We start from the raw sequence: 22,542 nt of genomic DNA on the forward strand, positions 1-22,542 counted from the left end.
CTCCTTACCTGGACGTGATCGCGAACTCGTGCCGCCGCTGCCACACGAGCCGGACGCGGGCACCTCGCAGGCCCGTCACGTCCATGGACGAGACCTGGAGGTTCTGCTGGAGCGCGATCAGCCTGCCGCCGGCATCGAGGTCCACGACGAACCTGGTGGCGGCGCCGGCGTACACGATCTCCGCGATCGTGCCCGCGGCCGACTGCTCCCCCGGACCGGCGTCCGGGGCGCCGTCGAGGGCGACGCGCAGCTTCTCGGGGCGGATGCTGTAGGTGCCCGCGCGGCCGAGCACCTTCTCGGCCGCGGCGCCGGAGATGAGGTTGGAGGTGCCCACGAACCCGGCCACGAACTCGGTGGCGGGCCGCTCGTAGACCTCGGCCGGCGTGCCGACCTGCTCGATCCTGCCCCGGTCGAACACGGCCACCCGGTCGCTCATCGTCAACGCCTCCTCCTGGTCGTGCGTGACGAACAGGAAGGTGATGCCGACCTCGCGCTGCAGCTCCTTCAGCTCGACCTGCATCTCCTCGCGCAGCTTGAGGTCGAGCGCGCCGAGCGGTTCGTCCAGCAGCAGCACGCGCGGGCGGTTGACCAGCGCGCGGGCGAGCGCGACACGCTGCCGCTGGCCGCCGGAGAGCTGGGCCGGGCGCCGCTCCTCGAAGCCCTCCAGGCGCACGGAGCGCAGCGCGTCCCGTGCCCGCTCGCGCCGCTCGGCCCGCGGCACCCTCTTCACGCGCAGCCCGTACTCGACGTTGGCCAGCACGTTCATGTGGGGGAAGAGCGCGTAGTCCTGGAAGACGGTGTTGACGTCCCGCTCGAACGGAGCCAGGCGGGTCACGTCCCTGCCGTCCAGCTCGACGCGGCCCGCCGTCGGCGCCTCGAATCCGGCGATCATCCGCAGCACGGTGGTCTTGCCCGAGCCGGACGGCCCGAGCATGGCGAAGAACTCCCCGTCGCGTACGTCCAGGTCGACGCCGTCGACGGCCGTGACGGGACCGAACTCCTTGCGCAGCCCGCGCAGGCCGACGGCCGTCTCGCTCATATTCATGAACATAAATGCGCATCCCCGACAAAGCCATGGTCCGCAACAGAACGCAAGTCGATGCAAGAAATCAGCAGATTCGCGAAACTACTTCACAACATCTTGTGTATCGGTGTGCGGACGCCTACTGTCGCCTCACCCCCCGAGAGAAACGAGCACCGGATGCCACGCACGGTCATGGCTGTCTTATGCGCGGCCGCGACGGCCCTCTCCGTCTCCCCGGCCCACGCCTCTTCCGGCCCCGCCCCCGTCGTGACGCGGGCGGCCCTCGATCCGGCGCTCGTCGCGGGGCGGGGCGCCGCCGTGGACTTCCTGGAGCAGGAGGCGGAGAACGCCGTCACGAACGGCACGGTCATCGGCCCCGACCGCGGCGCGTACACGCTGCCCGCGGAGGCGTCGGGCCGGAAGGCGGTGCGGCTGGCGCCGGGGCAGCACGTGGAGTTCACGCTGCCGCGCGCGGCCGACGCGATCACCGTCCGCTACAGCATCCCCGACGCGCCCGGCGGGGGCGGCATCACCGCGCCGCTCGACGTCACGGTCAACGGCAAGGGCCGCAGGACCATGACGCTGACGTCCCGGTACGCGTGGCTGTACAACCAGTACCCGTTCTCCAATGACCCCGGCGCCGGCCTGCTGCACCCCGACTGGTGGATCACCGAGTGCTCGTGCGTGCCGAGCGCCACGACGCCGCCGCCCGTGATCGCGAAGCCGTTCCGCCCGAACCACTTCTACGACGAGCAGCGCCTGCTGCTCGGCCGCACGTACCGCGCGGGCGACCGGGTACGCCTCACGGCCCCCGCGGGGAGCGCCGCCGCGTGGACGGTCATCGACCTGCTGGACTCCCAGCTCGTGGGACCGCCGCGGGTCAGGCTCGCGGCGGCCGATGTGCTGGCGTTCGGGGCCGACCCGTCCGGACGCCGCGAGTCGTCGGACGCGTTCGACCGGGCCATCGCCTTCGCCAAGCGCAAGCGGCTGGAGGTGTACGTCCCGCCGGGCACGTACCAGGTGAACCGGCACATCATCGTGGACGACGTGACCATCACGGGCGCGGGGAACTGGTACACGATCATCAAGGGCCATGAGGTCCCGCTCGGGAGCCCGGCGCCGGACGGCTCGGTGCACACGGGCGTCGGCTTCTACGGCAAGCCCGGCGGCAGCACGAACGTGCACCTGTCGGGCTTCGCCATCGAGGGGGACGTGCGGGAGCGCGTCGACACCGACCAGGTGAACGCGATCGGCGGCGCGATGAGCGATTCCACCATCGACGGCCTGCACATCCGGCACACCAAGGTCGGCGTGTGGTTCGACGGGCCGATGACGAACGTGCGGATCACGAACAACGTGATCGTCGACCAGATCGCCGACGCCGTGAACTTCCACACCGGCGTCACCGGCTCCGTCGTGTCGAACAACTTCATCCGCAACAGCGGCGACGACGCGCTGGCCATGTGGTCGGAGAAGAGCGCCGACAGCGGCAACACGTTCGACCACAACACCGTCCAGACGCCCGTGCTCGCCAACGGCATCGCCGTCTACGGCGGCAGGGACAACACGATCTCGAACAACCTCGTGGCCGACCCGGTCAGGGAGGGCAGCGCCATCCAGGTCGGCTCCCGCTTCGGCGCCGAGCCGTTCACCGGGCGGCTGCTGATCACCGGCAACACCACGGTCAGGTCCGGGACGTACGAGCTGAACTGGAACATCGGGCTCGGGGCCATCTGGTTCTACGCGCTGGAGAGGGACATCTCCGCGGACGTCCAGGTGGTCGGCAACCACTTCCTGGACAACACGTACAACGCGATCATGCTGGTGAGCGAGTGGTCGGTGAAGGACCTGTACTCGATCACGAACGTGCACTTCAAGGACATCCGGGTCGACGGGACCGGGACGTCGGTGGTGAGCGCGCGGGTGAAGGGGTCGGCGACGTTCGAGAACGTGGACGCGCGGAACGTCGGCGCGGTCGGGGTGAACAACTGCGGCTCGTTCGGCTTCCCGCCCACGGGCTCGGAGTTCGCCCTGACCGATCTCGGCGGGAACGACGGTGGCGGCGCGGCGGGGCCCTGGCTGGCGCCGTGGCTCCTGCCGAACACCATCACCTGCGACGACCGTCCGCCGGTCGTGGCGCCCCCGCCTCCGTCTCCCTGGTGACCGGGCCGGCGCGCTCGCCGCGCCGGCCCCGCCGGGGGCTCACACCGGACGCTGCATAGCCTCCAGGCCCCTGACCACGGTGGTCGTCAGGATGCCGATCTCGGCGATGCCGATCGTCACCGTGTCGCCGTCCTGCAGCGTGAACGGCAGGTCGGGCACCAGGCTGGTGCCGGTGGCCAGCACGGCGCCGTCGGGGAAGGAGTCGGCGCGGAACAGGTAGCCCGCCAGCTCGTCGAGGCGCCGGTGCAGGCCCGACGTGGACGCCTTGCCGTCCCACACCGTCTCGCCGCCCCTGGCGATCGTGAGCGTGATGTCCAGCGCGTACGGGTCGGAGACCTCCCACACGGGACGGATCGCCGGGCCGACCGCGCACGCGCCCAGGTAGATCTTGGCCTGCGGCAGGTAGAGCGGGTTGACGCCCTCGATGGTGCGCGAGCTCACGTCGTCGACGACCGTGTAGCCCACGATCTCCCCGGCCGTGTTCAGCACCAGGCCGAGCTCCGGCTCCGGCACGTCGATCTCGGAGTCCGACCGCACCGCGATGCTCCCGCCGTCACCCGAGACCTTCCAGGCCACCGACTTGAAGAACAGCTCCGGGCGCTCGGCGTCGTAGACCAGCTCGTACACGTCGGCGGCGCGCTCGCTCTCCAGCACCCGCGCCTCGCGCGAGCGCCGGTACGTCACGCCGGCCGCCCAGACCTCCATCAGCCCGTCCACCGGCGCGAGCCGCCGCACGGACGCGGACGGGTGACCCTGCCCGTCGGCCCCCGCCAGCCGCTCGCGCAGCCCCTCGACCGGGAGCCGCAGCAGCTCCGCCACGGTCGTGACGCCGGCCAGCTCCACCACCTGCTCGCCGTCGTCGACGCCGACCGCGGGAGCGTCGGTCAAAGGGCTGACGAACCGTACGATGTGCATGCCTGCTCCTCATTCTCATCAGACGAGTCTGATGAGAGTCTTCCCTACCCGGCCGGGCGGGCTTCTGGTGGGTCAGATCACCTCGAAATCGGCCATCATCGCCATGTCCTCGTGCTCCAGGTTGTGGCAGTGGAGCATGTACCGGCCGCGGTGGCCGTCGAAGCGGGCGAGCACGTCCACCACCTCGTACGGGCGCACGTCCACGGTGTCCTTCCACCCCGCGTCCGAGACCGCGGGGGCCCGGCCGTTCCTGGCCAGCACCAGGAAGTGGGCCAGGTGGACGTGCACGGGATGGTGGAAGTCGCTGGACAGGCGCCAGACCTCAGCGGTGCCCAGCCGGGGGCGGGCCAGCGGGACGCCGGGCCGGTAGGGCCGGCCGTTGATCGTCCAGACCCCCTCCGCCGATCTGCGGAAGTCGAACCCGCGGGTGGTCACGGGCGCCACGCGACCGGGCGGGCGGGACAGCACGGCCGGTACGGCGGTGTCGTCGGCGGCCCGGCGGGCGACGACGAACCGCATGACGTTCCGGGCGGGGCCGTCGGCGAGGGTGTTGACGAGGGTGACCGCGGTGCCGACGGGGTAGGCGGAGAAGTCGACCACCACGTCGTACCGCTCGCCCGGCGAGATCGGGAGCTCGTCGTGCGCGACGGGCGCGGCCAGGAGGCCGGAGTCGCTCCCGATCTGCGTGAACCGGCCGCCCGGCGCGAGCCGGAGCCGGTAGCGGCGGGCGTTCGAGGCGTTCAGCAGCCGCAGCCGGTAGCGGGTGGCCGTCACCTCGGCCACCGGCCAGGGCGCCCCGTTGACGAGGATCACGTCCCCCTCGACGCCTTCCATGTAGTCGCCGTCGACCGCGGCCATGTGGCCGCCCATGTGACCGGTGTGACCGCTCTCGGGCGGGCTCGGGTACCGGAAGGAGCCGTCCTCGTCGAACGCCCGGTCGCAGATCATCAGCGGCAGCTCCCGCTCCCCTCTCGGCAGCGGCAGCGCGTCCTCCTCCTGGTCGCGCACCAGCGCCATCCCGGCCAGCCCCCGCCACACCTGCGGCCCGGTGAAGTCCATCCGGTGGTCGTGGTACCAGAGGGTGGCGGCCCGCTGCTCCAGCGGGTAGTCGTAGTCCTTCGCCCCGCCTCCGGGCGCCACGAGGTCGGTCGGGTAGCCGTCGGAGCCGGGCGGGGTGACGCCGCCGTGCAGGTGGGTGGAGGTGGGCACGCTCAGCTCGTTGCGCACGGCGACCGTGACGCGGCTGCCGCGCCGCAGGTCGAACGTGGGCCCTGGGAAGGTCCCGCCGTAGCCCAGGACCTCGGTGGTGGTGCCGGGGATGATCTCGATCCTGGCGGCCCGCTGCGTCACCTCGTAGCGGCCGGGGCGTACCGGGCGGGCGACCTCGGGGATCGGGAGCGGCACAGTGAACGGCCGGGGCAGGGTCAGCCGGCTGCGCAGCAGCTCTCCCGAGATCTCGGCGCACCCGGCGGCGGCCAGCGCGGCCCCGCCCAGCACCCCGAGGAACCCCCGCCTGGTCAGGGCGCTCATGCGGCGCTCGGGCGGTCCGCGCCGACGCCGCGTGAGACCTTCGCGCCGACGCCGCGGCGGAGCGCGCGCCAGGTCCAGACGGTGAAGACGGCGGACAGCCCGAAGATCGCCATGCCGATCGGGAAGTGCAGCCCCAGCACCCGCCACTGCCCCAGCGCCACCTGCGCCGTCTCCAGCGCCACGAGGCCCAGACTGGCCGGCGCGGGCCAGCCCGGCCCCCGCCCCGGTCGCCACAGCAGGACGGCGGCCACCAGCTGCAGGTAGAGCAGGCCGTGCGTGAACCCGGCGTTGTTCTGGTGCCAGGTCAGCAGGTCGACGTCGCCGGTGACGAAGAGCCCGGCCAGCGCGGCCTGCCCGAGCACTCCGGCCAGGTGCCCGGTGGCGAGCACCCGCAGCGGCCAGACGATCCAGCCGGGCGGAGGGGAGGGTGATGCGGTCATGCACGGAATGCTCCAGGCAGGCCCCCTGGAGCCGCGTCCCACGCAGGAGGGCTTCCCGGCATACGCCCCGTGGAGTACGCCGCCCGTCCGGGGCCGCGAACGTACGACCGTGGGATGACGCCGGGCCTGCACCAGGGCCGCGAACATACAACCGTGGGGCGACGACCGGCCCGGGCCCGGTCGCCTACCTTGTGAGCATGGACAGCCGGAGAACGGACGCCCTCGTCGCGGCGGCCGCCCTGGCGGCGATCACGGGAGGGACGTACGCGAACCTCTCGTGGACCGGCCCGCTGGAGCGCCCCCTCGACCCGATGGGCCTGACGCTGATCGTGGTCGCGTCGCTGACGCTGGCCTTCCGGCGCGCCGCGCCGCTGGCGGCGGGCGTGGTCGCGGCGGCCGCCGGGGTCGTCTACTACGCGCTGCACTACCCGGGCGTGTTCACCTCGGCGCCCGCGCTGGCCTCGATCTACACGCTGGCCTCGCTCGGCCGCCGCAAGGCGGCGATCTGGCTGTCGCTGGCGCTGGCCGCGGGGATGTACGGGCTCATGGCGATCGGCGCGGACGATCCGCCCCCGGGCAGCTGGATGGGGCTGCTGAGCGGGTGGCTGGTGGCCATGGTGGTGATCGGCCGGCTGACCGGGCAGGGCCGCGCGTACCTGCGGGCGGTGGAGCAGCGCGCCGAGGAGGCCGAGCGCACCCGCGAGGAGGCGGCGCTGCGCCGGGCCGGCGAGGAGCGGCTGTGGATCGCGCAGGAGCTGCACGACTCGCTCACCCACAGCATCTCCGTGGTCAACGTGCAGGTGGCGGTGGCCATGCAGTTGCTGGAGCGCGACCCGGCGCGGGCCAGGGAGTCGCTGGTCGCGATCAAGGAGTCGGGGCACGAGGCGATGCGCGAGCTGCGGGCCACGCTGGGCGTGCTGCGCCAGAGCGAGCCGGAGGAGGCAGGGCTGTCCAGGCTGCCGCGCCTGGTCTCCAGGGCCGAGGGGGCGGGGCTGCGGGTGGCGCACACCGTGGCCGGGACGCCGTACGCGCTGCCGCCCGAGGTGGACCGGGCCGCGTACCGCATCGCGCAGGAGGCGCTGACCAACGTGCTGCGCCACGCGGGCGCCGCGACGGTCACGGTCGCGGTCGAATACGATCCGTCGAGGATCGTGCTGCGGGTGGAGAACGACGGCGAGGCGGGCACCGCCGGGCCGGGGATGGGGTTGATCGGGATGCGCGAGCGCGCGGTCGCCATCGGCGGCTCGCTCACCGCGGGGCCCCACGAGAACGGCGGCTTCGCGGTCCGCGCCGAGCTGCCCGTCCGGGTCCCGGCATGACGGCGTCCGACGGCGGCGGTGACGGTCCCGACGTGACAGCGGCCGGCGGCGCGGGTCCTGCGGTGATCAGGGTTCTGCTGGCGGACGACCAGCCGCTGATCCGTGCGGGGTTCCGGGCGCTGCTGGAGCTCACCGACGACATCACCGTGGTCGGCGAGGCGGCCAACGGCGTTGAGGCCGTGGAGCTGGCCAGACGCCTGCTCCCGGACGTGGCCCTGCTCGACGTGCGCATGCCGCTGCTCGACGGCATCCAGACCACCCGCAGGATAGGCGCCACCCCCGACCTCGACGGCGTCCGCGTGGTGATCCTCACGAACTACGCGCTCGACGAATATGTCTTCGCCGCGCTCCGGGCCGGGGCCAGCGGCTTCCTGCTCAAGGACATCGAGCCCGGCGACCTGCTCCAGTCGGTGCGGGTGGCCGCCCGCGGCGACGCGCTCCTGTCGCCCTCGGTGACCCGCCGCCTCATCGAGGAGTACGTCAGCACCCCTCCCCGCCCCACTCCCGCGCCCGGCCTCGAACGCCTGACCGACCGCGAACGCGAGATCGTGGCCCTGGTGGCCCGGGGCATGTCCAACGAGGAGATCGCCGAGCACCTGGTGATCAGCGGTGCCACCGCCAAGACCCACGTGAGCAGGTCGATGACCAAGCTCGGCGTGCGCGACAGGGCGCAGTTGGTCGTCGTCGCGTACGAGTCCGGCCTGGTGGTCCCGGGTACGAGCGCCTAGATCGTCAGCAGGAACTCGTAGGCGTTCAAGAGCCAGACCAGCAGCCACAGGGCTACGGCGGGAAGCCGGGCCATCCCCCGTCCGATTCCGTCATTCAGCACGCAGTTTCACAACGCCCTTCTCTCGACGGCGATGACAATTCCGGTGTGCCTCCCAGACCATGCCCGGCCCGGATGGTGACGTAACAGGGTGATCCAGGACGACTAGCTGTTGATCGGCTTGCCCAGGGCGCTGCCCGCCAGCCAGTCGTCCCACGACTTCGCCCACGGCGTCGGGCCGTTGCCGAAGCGCAGTTTCCGCGACGTCCCCTTGACCTCGATGATGTCTCCTCGCTGCGTGAACTCGTAGAACCAGCGGGCGTTGGCCGGGCTGGCGTTCACGCAGCCGTGGCTGACGTTGCTGTTGCCCTGCGCGCCGGTCGACCAGGGGGCGGCGTGGAAGAACGTGCCGCTGTAGGTCATCCGGACGTTCCACTTGGTGGTGATGCGATATTCGCCCGGCTTGCCGATGGTGGCCGAGTCCATGACGGTCGACGCGGCCTTCTCCTGGGCGATCATGACGCCGGAGTAGCTGTCGTCCCCGGGCTTGCCGAGGCTGACCGGGATGGTCTTGACGACCTCGCCGTTCTCCCGCACGACCGCCTGGTGGGTGGCGTTGCTGACCTCGGTGATGTGCTCGTCGCCGACGGTGAACGCCAGGCTGCGGTCCTTCGTGCCCCACAGGTCCCGGCCCGCCCGCAGCCCGGCCAGGTGCGCAACCACCGTGACCTTCTCGCCGACCGGCCAGTACTCGCGCGGCCTGAACTGGACCTCGCGGTCGCTCACCCAGCTCCACGCGCCCTCGACCGGCTTCGACATCCGCACCACCAGCGACTTCTCGACCGCGACCCGGTCCTTCTCGGCGGTCACGGGCTGCGAGAGCAGGAGCTGGACGGGCATGCCGACGCCGACCTTCTCGCCGTCCAGCGGGGACATGCCGCTCTCCAGCACCCGCTTCGGCTTGAGCGTGGTGAACGTGGCCTGCGCACTGACGGGCTTGCCGTCCGTGCCGGTCGCCTGCGCGCTCACCGTGTACGCGGTCGAGGGCCGCAACGGCCACGTCGGGTGCCACGCCCCGTCCGCACCGAGGGTCCCGCGCACTTCACGCCCCTTGGCGTCGGCGACGGTCAGCTTGGTGACCTTGCCGTCGGTGGCCTTGACGCTGACCCCGGCGTCCGGGGCCACCTTCTCCGTGCCGTTCGCGGGGGTGATCGACAGCTTGGCCACCGGTCCTTGCTCCTGCGACGTGCCGGGCGCGCCGGGGCCGCCGCCCGAGCCTCCACCCGAGGTGCAGCCGGCGGCCAGGACCAGGGCCGTGGCGAAGGTGCCGACGAGTACGGTCCGGGCGTTCCGCATCGCTAATGCCTCCCACAACCTGACAAATAGGGACATTTCACACTAGACGGTATTTCTATAGCCCGGTCCAGTTCTGCCCCGAACGGCTGCGGACATGCGGCGCCCCGGCCACCCGGCCCGGGGCTTCGTCACGGAGGGAGAGCCGCCGCGTGTGGGATTGCCGTGCCATCCGCCCAGGACAATCATGGGGCGGATGGACTACTACCTGATCTCCGGCCCCGACGGGATCCTCGTGGAGGAGTTCGCCTTCCACCAGGATTACACCGCCGCCGGCATCGACAGCGCCGTGTGGAGCCCGGAGGCCGGCAGGTGGTCCGCCTCCCCCGACCTGAGCCGCGAGCTGCGCTCCGACGCCCGGCTCCGCGCGCTGGTGACCCCGATGGGCCGGCGCGCGGCGGCGCAGGCGTACGCGCGGCTCGGCGGGGGCGAGCTGCCCGGGGAGGAGCGGCTGCGCGGGCTCTTCCGGCAGCGCCAGCCGCTGCCCACGACCGCCCCGCTCGACCTGGGCTCGTCGCCGGACGCGCACCGCTACCGCATCCTGTTCGCGGGCGACTTCGACGCGGACGGGCTGGCGAACGCCCGTGCGGCCCTGCGCCTGGAGCCCGCCGACGACCCGCGCGTGGCGGGCCGGGCGTCGGGCGACGGCTTCGCGTGGGAGCTGCGCAGGATCGGCGCGGGCATCGCGTGGTGCGTTGACGTGACCGTACGCCTCGGGAGCGGCCCGGCGGGGGTGCTCGGGGCGCTGCTGGACCACCACCGGCAGGCGATCCGCGAGCAGGGCCTGATTCCGGTCACCGTAGAACGTTTCGCCTGACTGTCACATTTTCCAGTCCTATTCCGTCTTGTCTGTGACGTACCCATCCAGTCATAGGCGGGGTGATGATGAAGGCCAGCTCACTGGCCCAGGCGCTCGACGATCGGATCGGCGGGGCCGGGTTCCTGAAGAAGGCGATGCGGAAGGTCTTTCCCGATCACTGGACGTTCCTGCTGGGCGAGATCGCGCTGTACGCGTTCGTGATCGTCCTGCTCACGGGCGTCTTCCTCACGTTCTTCTTCAAGCCGACCATGGAGGAAGTCGTCTACGACGGCGCCTACGTGCCGCTGCGCGGCGTCCAGATGAGCCAGGCGTACGCCTCCACGCTGGACATCAGCTTCGAGGTGCGCGGCGGCCTGCTGATGCGGCAGATGCACCACTGGGCCACGCTCGTCTTCCTGGGCGCCATCGTCATCCACCTGCTGCGCAACTTCTTCACCGGCGCCTTCCGCAAGCCGCGCGACCTGAACTGGCTGATCGGCGTGGCCCTGTTCGGGCTGGTGATGCTCAACGGGCTGTTCGGATATTCGCTCCCCGACGACCTGCTGTCCGGCGCGGGGCTGCGCATCCTGCACGGGGTCACGATCTCGGTGCCGCTGGTGGGCACGTACCTGGCGATGTTCCTGTTCGGCGGCGAGTTCCCCGGCGCGGACATCATCTCCCGGCTGTTCAGCCTGCACGTGCTGCTGATCCCCGGGCTGCTGCTCGTGCTCCTGCCGCTGCACGCGGTGGTGCTCACGTGGCGGCAGACGCACACCCAGTTCAGGGCCAAGGGGCTGAACGACGGGGTGGTGCGGGGCGCGCCGTTCTTCCCGGCGTTCCTGGCCAAGACGACGGTGTTCTTCCTGTGGGTGCTCGCGGTGGTGGCGGCGCTGGCCACGGTGTTCCAGATCAACCCCATCTGGCTGTACGGCCCGTACGCGCCCAGCACGGTCAGCGCCGGCTCGCAGCCCGACTGGTACATGGGCTTCCTCGAAGGCGCGCTGCGGGTCATGCCGCCGTGGGAGTTCACGGTCTTCGGGCACACGGTGACCATGAGCGTGCTGATCCCGGCCCTGGGGGCGCCTGGCCTGCTGTTCACGGCGCTGGCGGTCTACCCGTTCGTGGAGCGGTGGATCACCCGGGACCACGCGATCCACCACCTGCTGGACCGGCCGCGCGAGGCGCCGGCCCGGGTGGGCCTCGGGGTCGCGGGGATCGTCTACTACGGCGTGCTCTGGCTGGCCGGCGGCAATGACGTGCTCTCCTCGACCTTCCACATCTCGCTGTACGCGACGACGTGGATCTTCCGGGTCCTGGTGGTCGCGGGGCCGGTGCTGGGGTTCGTGATCGCCCGCCGGATCTGCCTCGGGCTGCTGGCGCGCGACCGGCACACGGTGGCGCACGGGGTGGAGACCGGCGTGATCGTGCGCGGCGCGGACGGCGCGTTCACCGAGATCGAACGGCCGGTCACGGACGAGGAGTCCGCGGTGCTCGTGCCGCCCGCGCGGCCCGCGCTCCCGGTGGCGGCCGACGGCGACGTGCCTCCCCCGGCCCGCCGCCGCGTCCACGACGCCGTCCAGCGCTCCTGGTCCCGCTGACGAGGCTCGCTCGCCCTCGGGACAGCCGCAGGCGCCATTCGTGAGGGCGGTGGCGCCGCGGGTTCGTCACGGGACGGCGACGGCGGGGATCGTGACCGGGCCGAGGAGCGGGTTGAGCACGTCCGCCTGGGACTGCCCCGGCGGGACGAGCACGTCGAGGGCCTTGGGCACCGTGCCGGGGTCCACCGAGCACAGCGGCCCGGCGCCACCCTCGGCGCAGACCCCGAACTGGTACGGCTGCGGCGTCGCCGCGAACCCCCTGGCCTGGTCGGCGCTGAAGCCGTCCTGCCCGGTGAGCACCACGGCGAAGCGCCACCCGGGGCCGGGCGTCCCGAAGACAGCCTTGGGCAGGGCGACCGTGACGGTCCGCGTCGTCCCGGACGAGCGCACGGCCGCGCCCGCCTGGCCCGCGCCCGCGGCCGTCACCCAGACCGGGGCGGCGAACCCCTGCACCTCCACCCGCTGCGACCAGGCGTCCCCCAGGCGGTAGTTGCGCTGCGGGAACGCCGCGTCACCCGACCGCGTGGCCACGGCCGGGTCCTGCGCGTAGACGTCCAGCAGCTGGGCGCCCAGCTGGTTGCCGAAGGTCGGGGTGAGGTCGCGCAGCTCGGCCCGCAGGTAGACGGTCGTCGCGTCCGTGATCACCTGGAACCTGCGCAGGTCGAACGCCCCGGCGTGGAAGTCCCCGGCGGTCGGGTACGCGTACGTGCCGGGCCCGTTGTCGTCGCCTTCCGGGTCGGCCACGTCGAGCACGGTCGTGGCGCCCACGATGTCCCCGACGACCGTGCGCCGGGCGTAAGCGGTGCGGCCATCGCGAGCGGTGGCCGTCACGGTGAGCACGACCTCGCCGAACGACACCGGCGCCTGGGCGGTGAAGCCGCCGTCCGGCCCGGCGCGTACGGAGACGACCCGGGTGGGCGCGCCGGTGTCGACGGGCGTGGCCGCGACCTCCACCCGCGCCCCCGGTGACGTGGTGCCCTCCACGGTCGCCGACGTGCCCGCGACCGCCGTGCCGTCCGCCGGGGCGGTGACGGTCAGCGGGGCCGCCTGGGGCAGGCCACGGGCGGCGTAGCGGAGCCGTACGACGTCCGGCTGCTCGACGGGGCGGGTGGAGCCGAGCGACAGGACGAGCCGGACGACCTGGGCCTGGGCCCAGGTCAGCGGGGACGCCGAGCCCGCCGGGCCGCCGTCGCGGAACCCGATCGAGGCGGTGGCCGGGTCGGTGCCGTACGGCGAGGCGGCCAGGTCCGGGTTCTCCCACGCCTGCTCGGGGATCAGTCCGGTGCCCGACGACATGCCGCGCATGGCCGCCAGCAGCGTGGCCGCCGTGCCGGAGTCGTGGGTCTGGAGCGCCTGCTCGGCCCGCTCGCCCGCCAGCACCGGCCACAGGTGACCGGAGCCCGTGTTGCCGGTGGGCCAGGGGCGGCCCGACGGCGCGCACGAGGTGGGGTCGGGCTCGTGGCAGTCGCCGTAGCCGTCCTCGGTGCCCGCGGTGTCGGAGCCGTAGCGGTACCAGCCGGGCCCGTTCGCCGTCGTACGCCTGAGCACGCGGTCCACCACCGGCAGGCTGGCCAGCACGTCGGGGTCGTCGGCGGGCAGGATGCCGAGCCGGGTGAGCTCGAGGAAGCCCGCGTCCACCACTCTCCGCTGGTCCTCGGTGGGGCCGCCGTTGCCCAGGTTGTAGGACGCGGCCGCGTTCGGGTCGCCGCCGCGTGACAGGCGCAGGAAGTAGCGCGGTGCGTACGGGCCGGTGGTCGTGACCGTCCACGACTTGACCGAGCGGGCGAAGTGATCGGCCGTGCCCCGGTAGATCCGGGCCCTGGCCTGGTCGCCGGCCCGGGCGGCCAGCTCGCCCGCCGCGACGAGCCCGGCGATCTCGGCCGCGATCGTGGACGGCGAGTGGCCCGACTGCTCCTCCCACCGCTCCACGCCGAACGCGGGCCCGTGCGCCACCAGGAAGTCGGCCGCCGCCCGCACGCGCTCCCACACCCCGGTGAGCCCCGACTGGTAGGCCATCAGGATCGGGTACGCGGTCTCGTCGAGCTGGTCGCCACCGGAGTCGGGCGCCAGTTTGCCGTTCAGCAGCGAGTTGCGCGGCATCCGGCCATCGGGCAGTTGCTGACGTTCCAGGAGGAAGCGGGCGGTGTCGCGGGCCGTGGCCACGTCGCCGGCGGCGAGGAAGCCGGTGAACGCCTCGTACAGGTCGCGGGCGAACACCTCGCGGTAGGAACCGAAGTAGACCGCCTTGCCGCCGACCAGCTCGCCGGCGCCCACCGCCTGCCCCCAGGGGCTGGCCAGTGACGCCACGACCGCGCCGCGGAACGTTTTGTCCTCGCCGGCCTTGAGCACGTTCGCGGACAGCCGGTAGAGGTCGGCGTGCTCGCCCGGCGGCCTGCGCAGGCGCGCGTCGTAGGCGGCCCAGCCGGACTCGTAGCGGGCTCGGGTGCTCTCGAACGGCCGGGCGGCGGCCTCGCCCGCGGTCCGCAGCGCCGCGGCCCTGGTCCGCCCGAACCCGAGCGCGAACGTCACCTCGCCTTTCCCGTCGATCGGCAGCCTGGCGGTGGCGACCACGTTGCCGGCGGGGGCCTCGGTGTAGGGGGTGAGCTCGTGGGCGGCGTCGAGCTGGGCGGCGCCGTCGCCGGGCGTGCCCGCGTAGCCGACGCTCGCCTGCGGCAGCCGCCGCTCGGCCCGCAGCGCCAGGTGGATGGGCACGGCGTAGTCGCGGGCGGGGGCGGAGGTCTCGGTGTTCTCGTCGGAGATCACGGGGGCGCCGGTGGAGCCGTCGACCACGCCGGTGTCGGGGCCGCCGTTGGGCTGCCCGCCGCCGCCGTTGCCGTTCACGCTCGCGTCCAGCCGCACGTACAGCCGCAGGCCGGCGGGCTGGAGCCGGGTGCGCACCACCACGGCGTCGCGGTCGGGGTCGGTGACGTAGGTGGTGGTCAGGCGGTAGCGGCCGCTCCTGCTCGCCGAGGTGACGGTGCAGGTCATGCCGGAGCGGTCGGTGCTCACCTGGTACGTGGTGTCGCGGGCCTGCAGTTCGGTGAACGTGCTGCCGTCGGTCACGACGAACTGCATGGTCTCGACGTTCGTGTTGTCGATCGTGGGCTCGTACACGTCGGACAGGACGCCGCCCGCGACGGTGTACCAGACCTTGGACGTCCTGCCGGTGGCCGTGCCCACGCAGTCCTTGCGGGCCAGGCCGAAGTGCGACGGCGCGCCGGGCGCGCCCGGCGCGGGAGCGGCGGCCAGGACGGGATCGAGCGGTACGGCGACCAGCGCGGCGGAGACGAGCAGGGCAAGGACGGACCGTCGGATCGCAGGCATGCCGGACTCCCCTCCAGACCCCCGATGGGTAGAGACAAGACCAGCCCCACCCCCCTGTCAAGCCCATAGGGTCGGTCGCTGCCGGGTTTCGTCATCTGTCATCTGGAAAGCGGTCTCCGGCGAACCAGGAGTGGGCGGCGGTTGTCGTACTCAGTGGAACGATCCCCGCCGGGGTCGTCACTATGGGGAGACGCGCCGGGGGCGGTGCGCGAGGGGGATCGATGGACATCGGTGCGAGGTCACGCCCGTCCTTCCTGGGCGGGGCCAGGCGGGGGACGGCCAGAACGGTCGCCACTGCGGTGCTGGTGGCGATGACCTGCGGCGCGAGCACGCTGGCGGCGCCTTCCCAGGCCGCCCACGCGGCTCCACCACCGGCCGCGGCCACGAGCGCCGCGTCGGGCACGCTGTCGAGCGCGGTGTCGAGCACGGCGGCATCCGGGGCGTGGGGCTCGGCGGCGGCCGGAGCTCAGGGCGTGGCGGCGATGGCCGCCCCCGACGACAGGGCCGAGGTCCGGCCGCGGCCCCGCGTGGACTGCCGCCGCGTCAAGTGCGTGGCGCTCACGTTCGACGACGGCCCCGGCCCCTACACCGACACGCTGCTGGCCTACCTGGCCGCCTACCACGCCCAAGCCACGTTCTTCGTCGTGGGCAGCAACGTCGTGACGTACCCCAGAGTCCTGCGCCGCACCGTCGCGGCCGGGCACGAGATCGGCAACCACACCTGGTCGCACCCCGACCTGACGAGACTGTCGCCCGCCCGGGTGCGCTCCCAGCTGGGCCGCACCGACCAGGCGATCAGGGCGATCACCGGCATCGTGCCCGGGCTCGTCCGCCCGCCGTACGGGGCGATCAACGCCACCGTGCGCCGCCAGACCGGCCGACCCATGGTGCTGTGGAGCGTGGACACCCTGGACTGGCGCTACCGCAGCAGTGCCACGGTGGCCCGCCGGGCGCTCAGGTCGGTGCGGCCCGGCAGCGTCATCCTGTTCCACGACATCCACCCGACGACCGTGCGGGCCATCCCGCGCGTGCTGCGGAAGCTGGCCGGGCGCGGCTACCGGTTCGTCACCGTCAGCCAGCTGTTCGGCGGCCACCCGCCGCGCCTCGTCTTCAACGCCGCCCCGCCTGACCTGCACTGATCGATCCTTCCGGCCAAGCGTGAACTCTTCTCGCACCCTCCGCGTATCTCCGGGTGTGAGCGGTGATCGCGCTTAGGCGCCGACCAGAAAGGATGCGTCACCGGCAGCAGGGACACCGCGTGGGCCGGCCGGGCTGCCGGCCCGCGCGGGCTGCGGGGACCGGCTGGTCAGCGGACCGGGGCGAGGTTCCAGGTGCGGGCGGTCTGGTCGCGGCTGCCGCTGACGGCGACCGGCCGGCCGTCGAGCAGGCCCACCGCCACCGACCAGACGCAGTCGGAGTGCCCGGTGAACGGGCTGCCGAGCGGTCTCCTGGTGTTCAGGTCCCACACGCGTACCGTTCTGTCCTCGCTGCCCGTGACCGCCACGGGCGTGCCGTCGAGGTTGCCCATCGCCACCGACCAGACGACGCCGGTGTGGCCGGTGAGCGGGGTGCCGAGCTGCTTCCAGGCGATCAGGTCCCAGACCCGGGCGGTCATGTCCTCGCCGCCGGTGACCACCACGGGCGTGCCGTTCAGGAAGCCCAGCCCCACCGACCGCACCCAGCCGGAGTGGCCGGTCAGCGACCGGCCGAGCTGCTTCCTGGAGGCCAGGTCCCAGACGCGCACGGTCCCGTCGTCGCCGGTGGTGACGGCCACGGTCGTGCCGGCGGCCTGGCCGACGGTGACCGCCCACACCCCGCTCTCGTGGCCGGTCAGCGGGTCGCCGTACTCCTTGGCCGTACGCAGGTCCCAGACGCGGGCGGTGCCGTCGGTGGAGGCGGTGACGGCGACGTGCCGGCCGCCGATCCGGCCGGTCGCCACGCACTTGACGTCACCCTTGTGCCCGGCCAGGACGCGGGACGCGCCGGCGGGGAGGTCCCAGACGCGGGCGGTGTCGTCGTCGCTCGCGGTGACGGCGATCGGCGCGCCGTCGAGCTGGTCGAGGACGACCGATCTGACCCATTCGGTGTGGCCGGCGAGCGGGGGGCCGATCTGCTGGGAGGTGCGGAGGTTCCACAGGCGGGCGGTCTCGTCGTCCGAGCCGGTCAGGGTGACGGGGACGCCGTCGAGGGTGCCCAGGGACACCGCCCGCACATCGTTGGTGTGGCCGGTCAGGGGCTTGCCGAGCTCCGCGCCGAACCGGAGGGCGGGCGCGGCCGGGCGTACCGGATCCCGCTCGCGCGGCCACATCGCCACGGCCACGGCCGCCGCCGCGGCGGCCACTCCGACGGCCAGCACCGCGCGGCGCGGCACCCGGCGGGGCGGCGCGTCCTCGAGGTCAGGCGGCGAGGCGTCGGGCATGGTCAGGGTGTCGTCGCCGGTCAGGGCGCGGACCAGGTCGTCCGCCGTGAGCCGCCGCGCGGGGTTCTTGTCCAGGCATGTGGTCACCAGCGACCGGAGCGACGCGGGCACTCCGGACAGGTCGGGCGGGTCGTACAGGAGCGCGTGCAGCACCGCCGCCACCGACTCCCCGGCGAACGCCCGCCGGCCCGTCGCCGCGAACACCATCGTGGCCGCCCAGCTGAACACGTCGGCCGCAGGGCCCACCTCCCCGCCGCTCACCTGCTCGGGCGCCATGTACCCGGGTGTGCCGAACACCCCGGTCTGCGTGACGGCGTGGTCGAGGGCCCGCGAGATGCCGAAGTCGATGACCACGGGGCCCTCGGGCCCGAGGATGACGTTGCCCGGCTTCAGGTCGCGGTGGACGACCCCGGCGCGGTGGATGGCGGCCAGCGCCGTCGCCGTCGCGACCGCGAGCCGTTCCAGCCCGCCGCCGGTGCGGGGGCCGTCCTTCCTGACGGCGCGTTCGAGGGACTCGCCGCGTACGTACTCGCTCACGATGTACGGCCGGTCGGCCTGCATGCCCATGTCCAGCACCCGGGCGGTGCAGAAGGGGGCGACCCGGCGGGCGAGGTCCACCTGCCTGAAGAACCGCCGCCGCGCCTCGGAATCGTCCGAGAGCCGGGCATGCAGCACCTTGATCGCGACCTCGTCGCCCGACGGGCTCAGGCCCACGTAGACCACGCCCTGCCCGCCCTCGCCGAGGAACCGGACGAGGCGGTAGGCGGCGATCTGACCGAGGTGATCCCCCGATTGCGGACGCGACACTGCTTCCCTCTTCGAATCGCGCAGGAGCTTCAGCACCGGATACTACGATTCGGAAGGCCCTCGTGGATGACCCCGGAGGGCGACATAAATGGACATATTTGCCCTGGTCAGAGAAACGTCATGCGCTGTTTCCCGGTGATTCATCTCCCGGAGAGCGCGGGCGGCCCCGTACCGGACGGGGCCGCCCGCGGCGTCAGGCGAGCAGGCCCGCCAGCGCCAGAGCGGGCTCCGGGTGGCCGGCCAGGAGCGCGGCGACCTCCCCGCGGCCCGGCGCCGGGGCCTGCCATGAGCCCTCGCAGCCGAGCAGTCCCGCCACCGCGTCACACGCGGCCGGATGTCCCAGGAGCAGCTCGGCCACCGGCCCCGACGCGACCGGCCCTGACCCGACCGGCACTGCGCCCGCCACGGCGGCGGGACGCGCCGTCCACGGCGGCACCCAGCCGTCCACGGCGGCCAGCGTGCCGGGGAACGTGCGCCCGGCCTCGCGGACGAGCACCGGCATCAGCTCGCCCGCCTGGTCCCGCAGCGTCGTGATCAGTTTCGGCAGCCACGGCAGCAGCACCCGGTCGGGCAGCTGCCCGAACGCCTTCGAGATCACCTCCACCACGAAGCCCGACAGGGTCGGGACGGGCTCCATCGCCTGCACGAACCCCAGGATGTAGAGCGGGAACGACGGGACGACCAGCGGGTTGGCCAGCAGTTCGTCGCACCGCGCCCGCAGCTCGGCCAGCGGCAGCAGCCCGAGCTGCGTCCGCGCCGCCCACAGCAGCGCCACCTTGTCCGGCGCCTCCGGGTGCGACTGCTGCACGGCCAGCTCCAGCTGGGCCCGGTCGCAGCCCAGCGAGAGCGCGAGGCTCTCCATGGAGAACAGGAACCCCAGCATGGCCGCCACCTGCCGCGCCCCCGTGTCGTCGGACACGAAGGCCGTCGGCAGGAGGGTGCAGTAATGCGCGTAGCCGGAGGTCGCGAACTCCTCGCACCAGGCCGGCAGCTCCGGCTCGTGGGCGCGGTAGTAGGACATCAGCCGCCGGATCCTGCGCAGCACCTCGGGCGCGTCGTCCACGCTGCGCTCGGACGCCAGCAGCTCCACGGCCCGCTGCCCCAGCTCGTCGGCGAAGCGGCGGCTGCCGAGGAAGAGCACCGCGTCCTCGACGGCCGCCAGCGCGACGGCCGCCGTAGCCTTGGGGTCCCACACCGAACGGCGCAGCCGCTGCTCCATCACCTGCTCGATGGTGACGCCCTCGTAGCCCAGCTCGATGATCGAGCGCTGGTGCTTGCCGAACGCCAGGTCCCAGCTCTCCTGGATCGAGCGCTCCCCCAGCCCGCGCTCACCCATGATGGGGCGGACGGCCTCCGACGGCAGCAAGTACCGCAGCATCCACAGCAGGTCGGAGCAGGGCACCAGCTCGGGGTTGGCGTTGAGGTCGAGCAGCGCCCGCTGGATCGTGCGCTTCTCCAGGTCGAGCTTGAGCGGCGCGAGCCGGTCGTACACGTCGCGGGCCAGCGGCGGCAGGGCGTCGTAGCCGACCTCGCCGACGCGGTCGCCCCCGAGCATGATCTCGCACAGCCGCCGCACGTCGCGGCGGCCCGGCACGACGTCCTTCTCGATGCAGGTGACGGCCGCGTCCTGGAAGTCGTACGGGGTGGGCCTGGCCCGGTTGCGCATGCCGGCGAGCAGGATCGAGGTCTCGAACACGGCGATGGCGTCGGCGGTGCTGGCCAGGTAGCCGTTGCGGCGGGCCAGCCGGACGATCTCCACGCTCCAGCCGAGCAACTCGGCCTCGTCCAGCTCATCGAGCGCGGGCGGCTTCGACAGGAACCCGGTCAGCTGGTCGGCCACCTCGCCCTGGGGGACGGGCGCGGGCAGCTTGGCCACCCGTTTGCGCGCGCCCCTCTGCCCGGCCAGCTGGAACGGGGTCAGCTTGCCGCGGGTCAGCGCCTTGTCCCAGGTCGCCGCCGCGATCGACACCGAGCCGGAGGCCAGCCCGAACTGCGCCTCGATGGCCGAGTGGCTGGACGGGATGAGGCCGTACACCCATTTCGTGCCGGTTCGCGGGGTGATCTCGAACGTCGCCGTGGACTTCAGCCCGAACTGCTCGACGTGGCTGGCTGCGTGGAAGGCGCCGCACACGTACAGGCAGTCGGCCGGGTCGGCGCCCGAGGTGGCCAGGTGCTCGCGCATCCTGGTCCACATGTAGCGCTCGCGGTCCTCGTCCACGGTCCGCCGGCCGCCATCGCGGTCGAGGCGGCGGAACAGGCTGCCGATCAGCACCATGACCTGGCGGTAGGTGTCGTAGTCGGCACCCGACAGCGGCTGCTCGACGTACTGGTCCCACCACTCGGACCAGTGGCGCACCTTGCCGTGGTGCAGCAGGTGCTCCTCCAGCTCGGCGAAGCGCGGGCGCAGGTCGCCGAGCTCGACGCCCACCGCGTCGCCGTGCAGGCCGGCCTCTTCGGCGTGCTCCTTCTTGCCGGGCTCCTCGTTCGGCGCCCACTGGAAGACGTGGTCCGTCGAGCGGTCGACCAGCACCAGCTCGACGCCCGGGGTCTCCAGCGCGTACGAGATGGCCTGGTACTCGGCGGACGCCTCCGTGATGGGCGCCACCACGCTGAGCGGCGCCCACGACGGCGGGAAGCCGTCGATGTCGGTCGCGAACGCCTGCACCGCCACCGGCAGCCGGCAGTTGCGCAGCTCGGTCAGCAGCGGCCGCAGGTCCTCGCAGAGCTCCAGGTAGATGACCTTCGGCTGCTTCTCCCGCAGCCTGCGCACCATCGCCAGCGCCGAGGCCGGCGAGTGGTGGCAGACCGGGAAGATCTCCAGCTCCTCGCGCAGCGCCCGGTCCACGTCGTCCACCAGGCCGGACAGGATGTCCGACACGGCCACGGGACTGCCGGCGAACGCACCGGCGGCGTCGAGGAGCTGCTCGCGGAGCGCGCCGAACGGGCTCGTCTGGCCGGTCATGAGAGGGTGGCGATGGCCTCGCGGCCGCCCTCGAGGAACTCCGGCCACTCCCCGCCGTCCTTCTTGCTGCGGGGCTCGACGACGCCGTGCCAGTACTTGTTGAGGATCGCGAGGTCCTCGGGGCTGCGCCGGGCCAGCGAGCTGACCAGCGAGCCGGCGAGGGTCTGCGCGCGCAGCACACGGTCGCCGAAGAAGTTGCTGTGCAGGATGGCGTCCTCCAGCACGCCGATCTGCTCGGCCGTGGACAGCGCCGACTCCAGCTTCTCGTCGTCGCTGGTGGCCGACGCGGCGGCCGAGCGCAGGTCGGCGAAGCTCTGCAGGAGGATGTCCAGCAGCGTCGGCGGCAGGTCGAGCTCGATCTTGTGCCGGCGCAGCAGCTCCTCGGTGCGGAAGCGGACGATCTCCGCCTCGCTCTTCTTGTTCGTCACGACGGGGATGCGGACGAAGTTGAAGCGGCGCTTGAGGGCCGAGGACAGGTCGTTGACGCCCCGGTCGCGGCTGTTGGCGGTGGCGATGATGGAGAAGCCGGGCTGGGCGAAGACGATGTTGTCGTCGTCGAGCTCGGGGATGGAGACGTACTTCTCCGACAGGATCGAGATCAGCGCGTCCTGCACGTCGCTGGTCGAGCGGGTCAGCTCCTCGAAGCGGCCGATCACGCCCGTCTCCATCGCCGTCATGATCGGCGAGGGGATCATCGAGTCGCGGGACTGGCCCTTGGCGATGACCATGGAGACGTTCCAGGAGTATTTGATGTGGTCTTCCGTCGTGCCCGCCGTACCCTGGACCACGAGGGTGGAGTTGCGGCAGATGGCCGCGGACAGCAGCTCCGCCAGCCAGCTCTTGCCGGTGCCCGGGTCGCCGATCAGCAGCAGGCCCCGGTCGGAGGCCAGGGTCACGATGCTGCGCTCGACGAAGCTGCGGTCGCCGAACCACTTCTGGGAGATCTCCCGGTCGAGCCCGTCGGAGCGCTCGGAGCCGAGGATGAACAGCCTGATCATGCGGGGGCTCAGCCGCCACGAGAACGGCTTGGGGCCGTCGTCGATCGACTCCAGCCAGTCGAGCTCCTCCGCGTACTTCACCTCTGCGGGGGCGCGCAGCATGTCGTCACTCATGGGTGAGGTCT

General features: G+C 72.6%; 15 protein-coding genes. 6 read left to right on the forward strand and 9 right to left on the reverse strand.

What is annotated here, in order from left to right; all coding sequences use genetic code 11:
• Nucleotides 1–4: 4 nt before the first annotated feature.
• Nucleotides 5–1,039 (reverse strand): ABC transporter ATP-binding protein, encoded by a 1,035-nt coding sequence (locus tag ABZX61_RS38700; protein WP_355201342.1) that lies wholly within the window; start codon nucleotides 1,037–1,039, stop codon nucleotides 5–7.
• 162 nt (nucleotides 1,040–1,201) lie between these two features.
• Here ABZX61_RS38700 and ABZX61_RS38705 point away from each other — a divergent pair, with 162 nt between their 5' ends.
• The gene (locus ABZX61_RS38705; protein WP_355201344.1) at nucleotides 1,202–3,187 is read left to right on the forward strand and encodes a glycosyl hydrolase family 28-related protein; all 1,986 of its coding nucleotides are present in this window, start codon (nucleotides 1,202–1,204) and stop codon (nucleotides 3,185–3,187) included.
• 39 nt (nucleotides 3,188–3,226) lie between these two features.
• Here ABZX61_RS38705 and ABZX61_RS38710 read toward each other — a convergent pair whose 3' ends face one another.
• From ABZX61_RS38710 to ABZX61_RS38720, 3 genes are all read right to left on the reverse strand, one after another.
• Entirely contained in the window at nucleotides 3,227–4,102 is an 876-nt protein-coding gene (locus ABZX61_RS38710) for a fumarylacetoacetate hydrolase family protein (RefSeq protein ID WP_355201346.1), read from the reverse strand.
• A 72-nt stretch (nucleotides 4,103–4,174) separates the two neighbouring features.
• Nucleotides 4,175–5,632: a multicopper oxidase domain-containing protein gene (locus ABZX61_RS38715; protein ID WP_355201348.1), complete on the reverse strand. Its 1,458-nt coding sequence runs from the start codon at nucleotides 5,630–5,632 to the stop codon at nucleotides 4,175–4,177.
• Nucleotides 5,629–6,072 (reverse strand): hypothetical protein, encoded by a 444-nt coding sequence (locus ABZX61_RS38720; RefSeq protein WP_355201350.1) that lies wholly within the window; start codon nucleotides 6,070–6,072, stop codon nucleotides 5,629–5,631. Before ABZX61_RS38720 ends, ABZX61_RS38715 begins: the two co-directional genes overlap by 4 nt.
• Before the next feature lie 197 nt (nucleotides 6,073–6,269).
• On the opposite strand from ABZX61_RS38720, the gene ABZX61_RS38725 reads away from it, so the two are divergent.
• Both ABZX61_RS38725 and ABZX61_RS38730 read left to right on the forward strand, forming a co-directional pair.
• The gene (locus tag ABZX61_RS38725) at nucleotides 6,270–7,391 is read left to right on the forward strand and encodes a sensor histidine kinase (RefSeq protein ID WP_355201351.1); all 1,122 of its coding nucleotides are present in this window, start codon (nucleotides 6,270–6,272) and stop codon (nucleotides 7,389–7,391) included.
• A gap of 62 nt (nucleotides 7,392–7,453) precedes the next feature.
• On the forward strand, nucleotides 7,454–8,119 hold the full coding sequence (locus ABZX61_RS38730; protein WP_355201456.1) for a response regulator transcription factor: 666 nt from the start codon (nucleotides 7,454–7,456) through the stop codon (nucleotides 8,117–8,119).
• A 203-nt stretch (nucleotides 8,120–8,322) separates the two neighbouring features.
• On the opposite strand, the gene ABZX61_RS38735 is transcribed toward ABZX61_RS38730, so the two are convergent.
• Nucleotides 8,323–9,513, reverse strand: a complete 1,191-nt coding sequence (locus tag ABZX61_RS38735; RefSeq protein WP_355201353.1) for an Ig-like domain-containing protein — start codon at nucleotides 9,511–9,513, stop codon at nucleotides 8,323–8,325.
• A gap of 193 nt (nucleotides 9,514–9,706) precedes the next feature.
• Here ABZX61_RS38735 and ABZX61_RS38740 point away from each other — a divergent pair, with 193 nt between their 5' ends.
• Both ABZX61_RS38740 and ABZX61_RS38745 read left to right on the forward strand, forming a co-directional pair.
• Nucleotides 9,707–10,327, forward strand: a complete 621-nt coding sequence (locus ABZX61_RS38740; protein WP_355201355.1) for a hypothetical protein — start codon at nucleotides 9,707–9,709, stop codon at nucleotides 10,325–10,327.
• Nucleotides 10,328–10,392: 65 nt separating this feature from the next.
• Nucleotides 10,393–11,907 (forward strand): cytochrome b N-terminal domain-containing protein, encoded by a 1,515-nt coding sequence (locus ABZX61_RS38745; RefSeq protein ID WP_350736812.1) that lies wholly within the window; start codon nucleotides 10,393–10,395, stop codon nucleotides 11,905–11,907.
• A gap of 66 nt (nucleotides 11,908–11,973) precedes the next feature.
• Here the strand turns inward: ABZX61_RS38745 and ABZX61_RS38750 are convergent, their stop codons facing one another.
• Nucleotides 11,974–15,231: a glucodextranase DOMON-like domain-containing protein gene (locus ABZX61_RS38750; protein ID WP_355201357.1), complete on the reverse strand. Its 3,258-nt coding sequence runs from the start codon at nucleotides 15,229–15,231 to the stop codon at nucleotides 11,974–11,976.
• A gap of 221 nt (nucleotides 15,232–15,452) precedes the next feature.
• Between ABZX61_RS38750 and ABZX61_RS38755 the strand changes: the two genes are divergently transcribed.
• Nucleotides 15,453–16,370 (forward strand): polysaccharide deacetylase family protein, encoded by a 918-nt coding sequence (locus tag ABZX61_RS38755; protein ID WP_355201359.1) that lies wholly within the window; start codon nucleotides 15,453–15,455, stop codon nucleotides 16,368–16,370.
• A 167-nt stretch (nucleotides 16,371–16,537) separates the two neighbouring features.
• On the opposite strand, the gene ABZX61_RS38760 is transcribed toward ABZX61_RS38755, so the two are convergent.
• From ABZX61_RS38760 to ABZX61_RS38770, 3 genes are all read right to left on the reverse strand, one after another.
• Nucleotides 16,538–18,457 carry a serine/threonine-protein kinase gene (locus tag ABZX61_RS38760; RefSeq protein WP_355201361.1) on the reverse strand — a complete coding sequence of 640 codons (1,920 nt, stop codon included), beginning with the start codon at nucleotides 18,455–18,457 and terminating at the stop codon, nucleotides 16,538–16,540.
• A 193-nt stretch (nucleotides 18,458–18,650) separates the two neighbouring features.
• On the reverse strand, nucleotides 18,651–21,419 hold the full coding sequence (locus ABZX61_RS38765; RefSeq protein ID WP_355201363.1) for a DUF5682 family protein: 2,769 nt from the start codon (nucleotides 21,417–21,419) through the stop codon (nucleotides 18,651–18,653).
• A complete protein-coding gene (locus ABZX61_RS38770; protein ID WP_350736798.1) occupies nucleotides 21,416–22,531 on the reverse strand; it encodes an AAA family ATPase in 1,116 nt (371 codons plus the stop codon). The genes ABZX61_RS38765 and ABZX61_RS38770 overlap by 4 nt, the downstream gene beginning before the upstream one ends.
• Nucleotides 22,532–22,542 lie beyond the last annotated feature (11 nt).

Origin of the sequence: Nonomuraea sp. NPDC003709 (assembly GCF_040610775.1) — a bacterium.
Lineage (GTDB): Bacteria > Actinomycetota > Actinomycetes > Streptosporangiales > Streptosporangiaceae > Nonomuraea > Nonomuraea angiospora_A.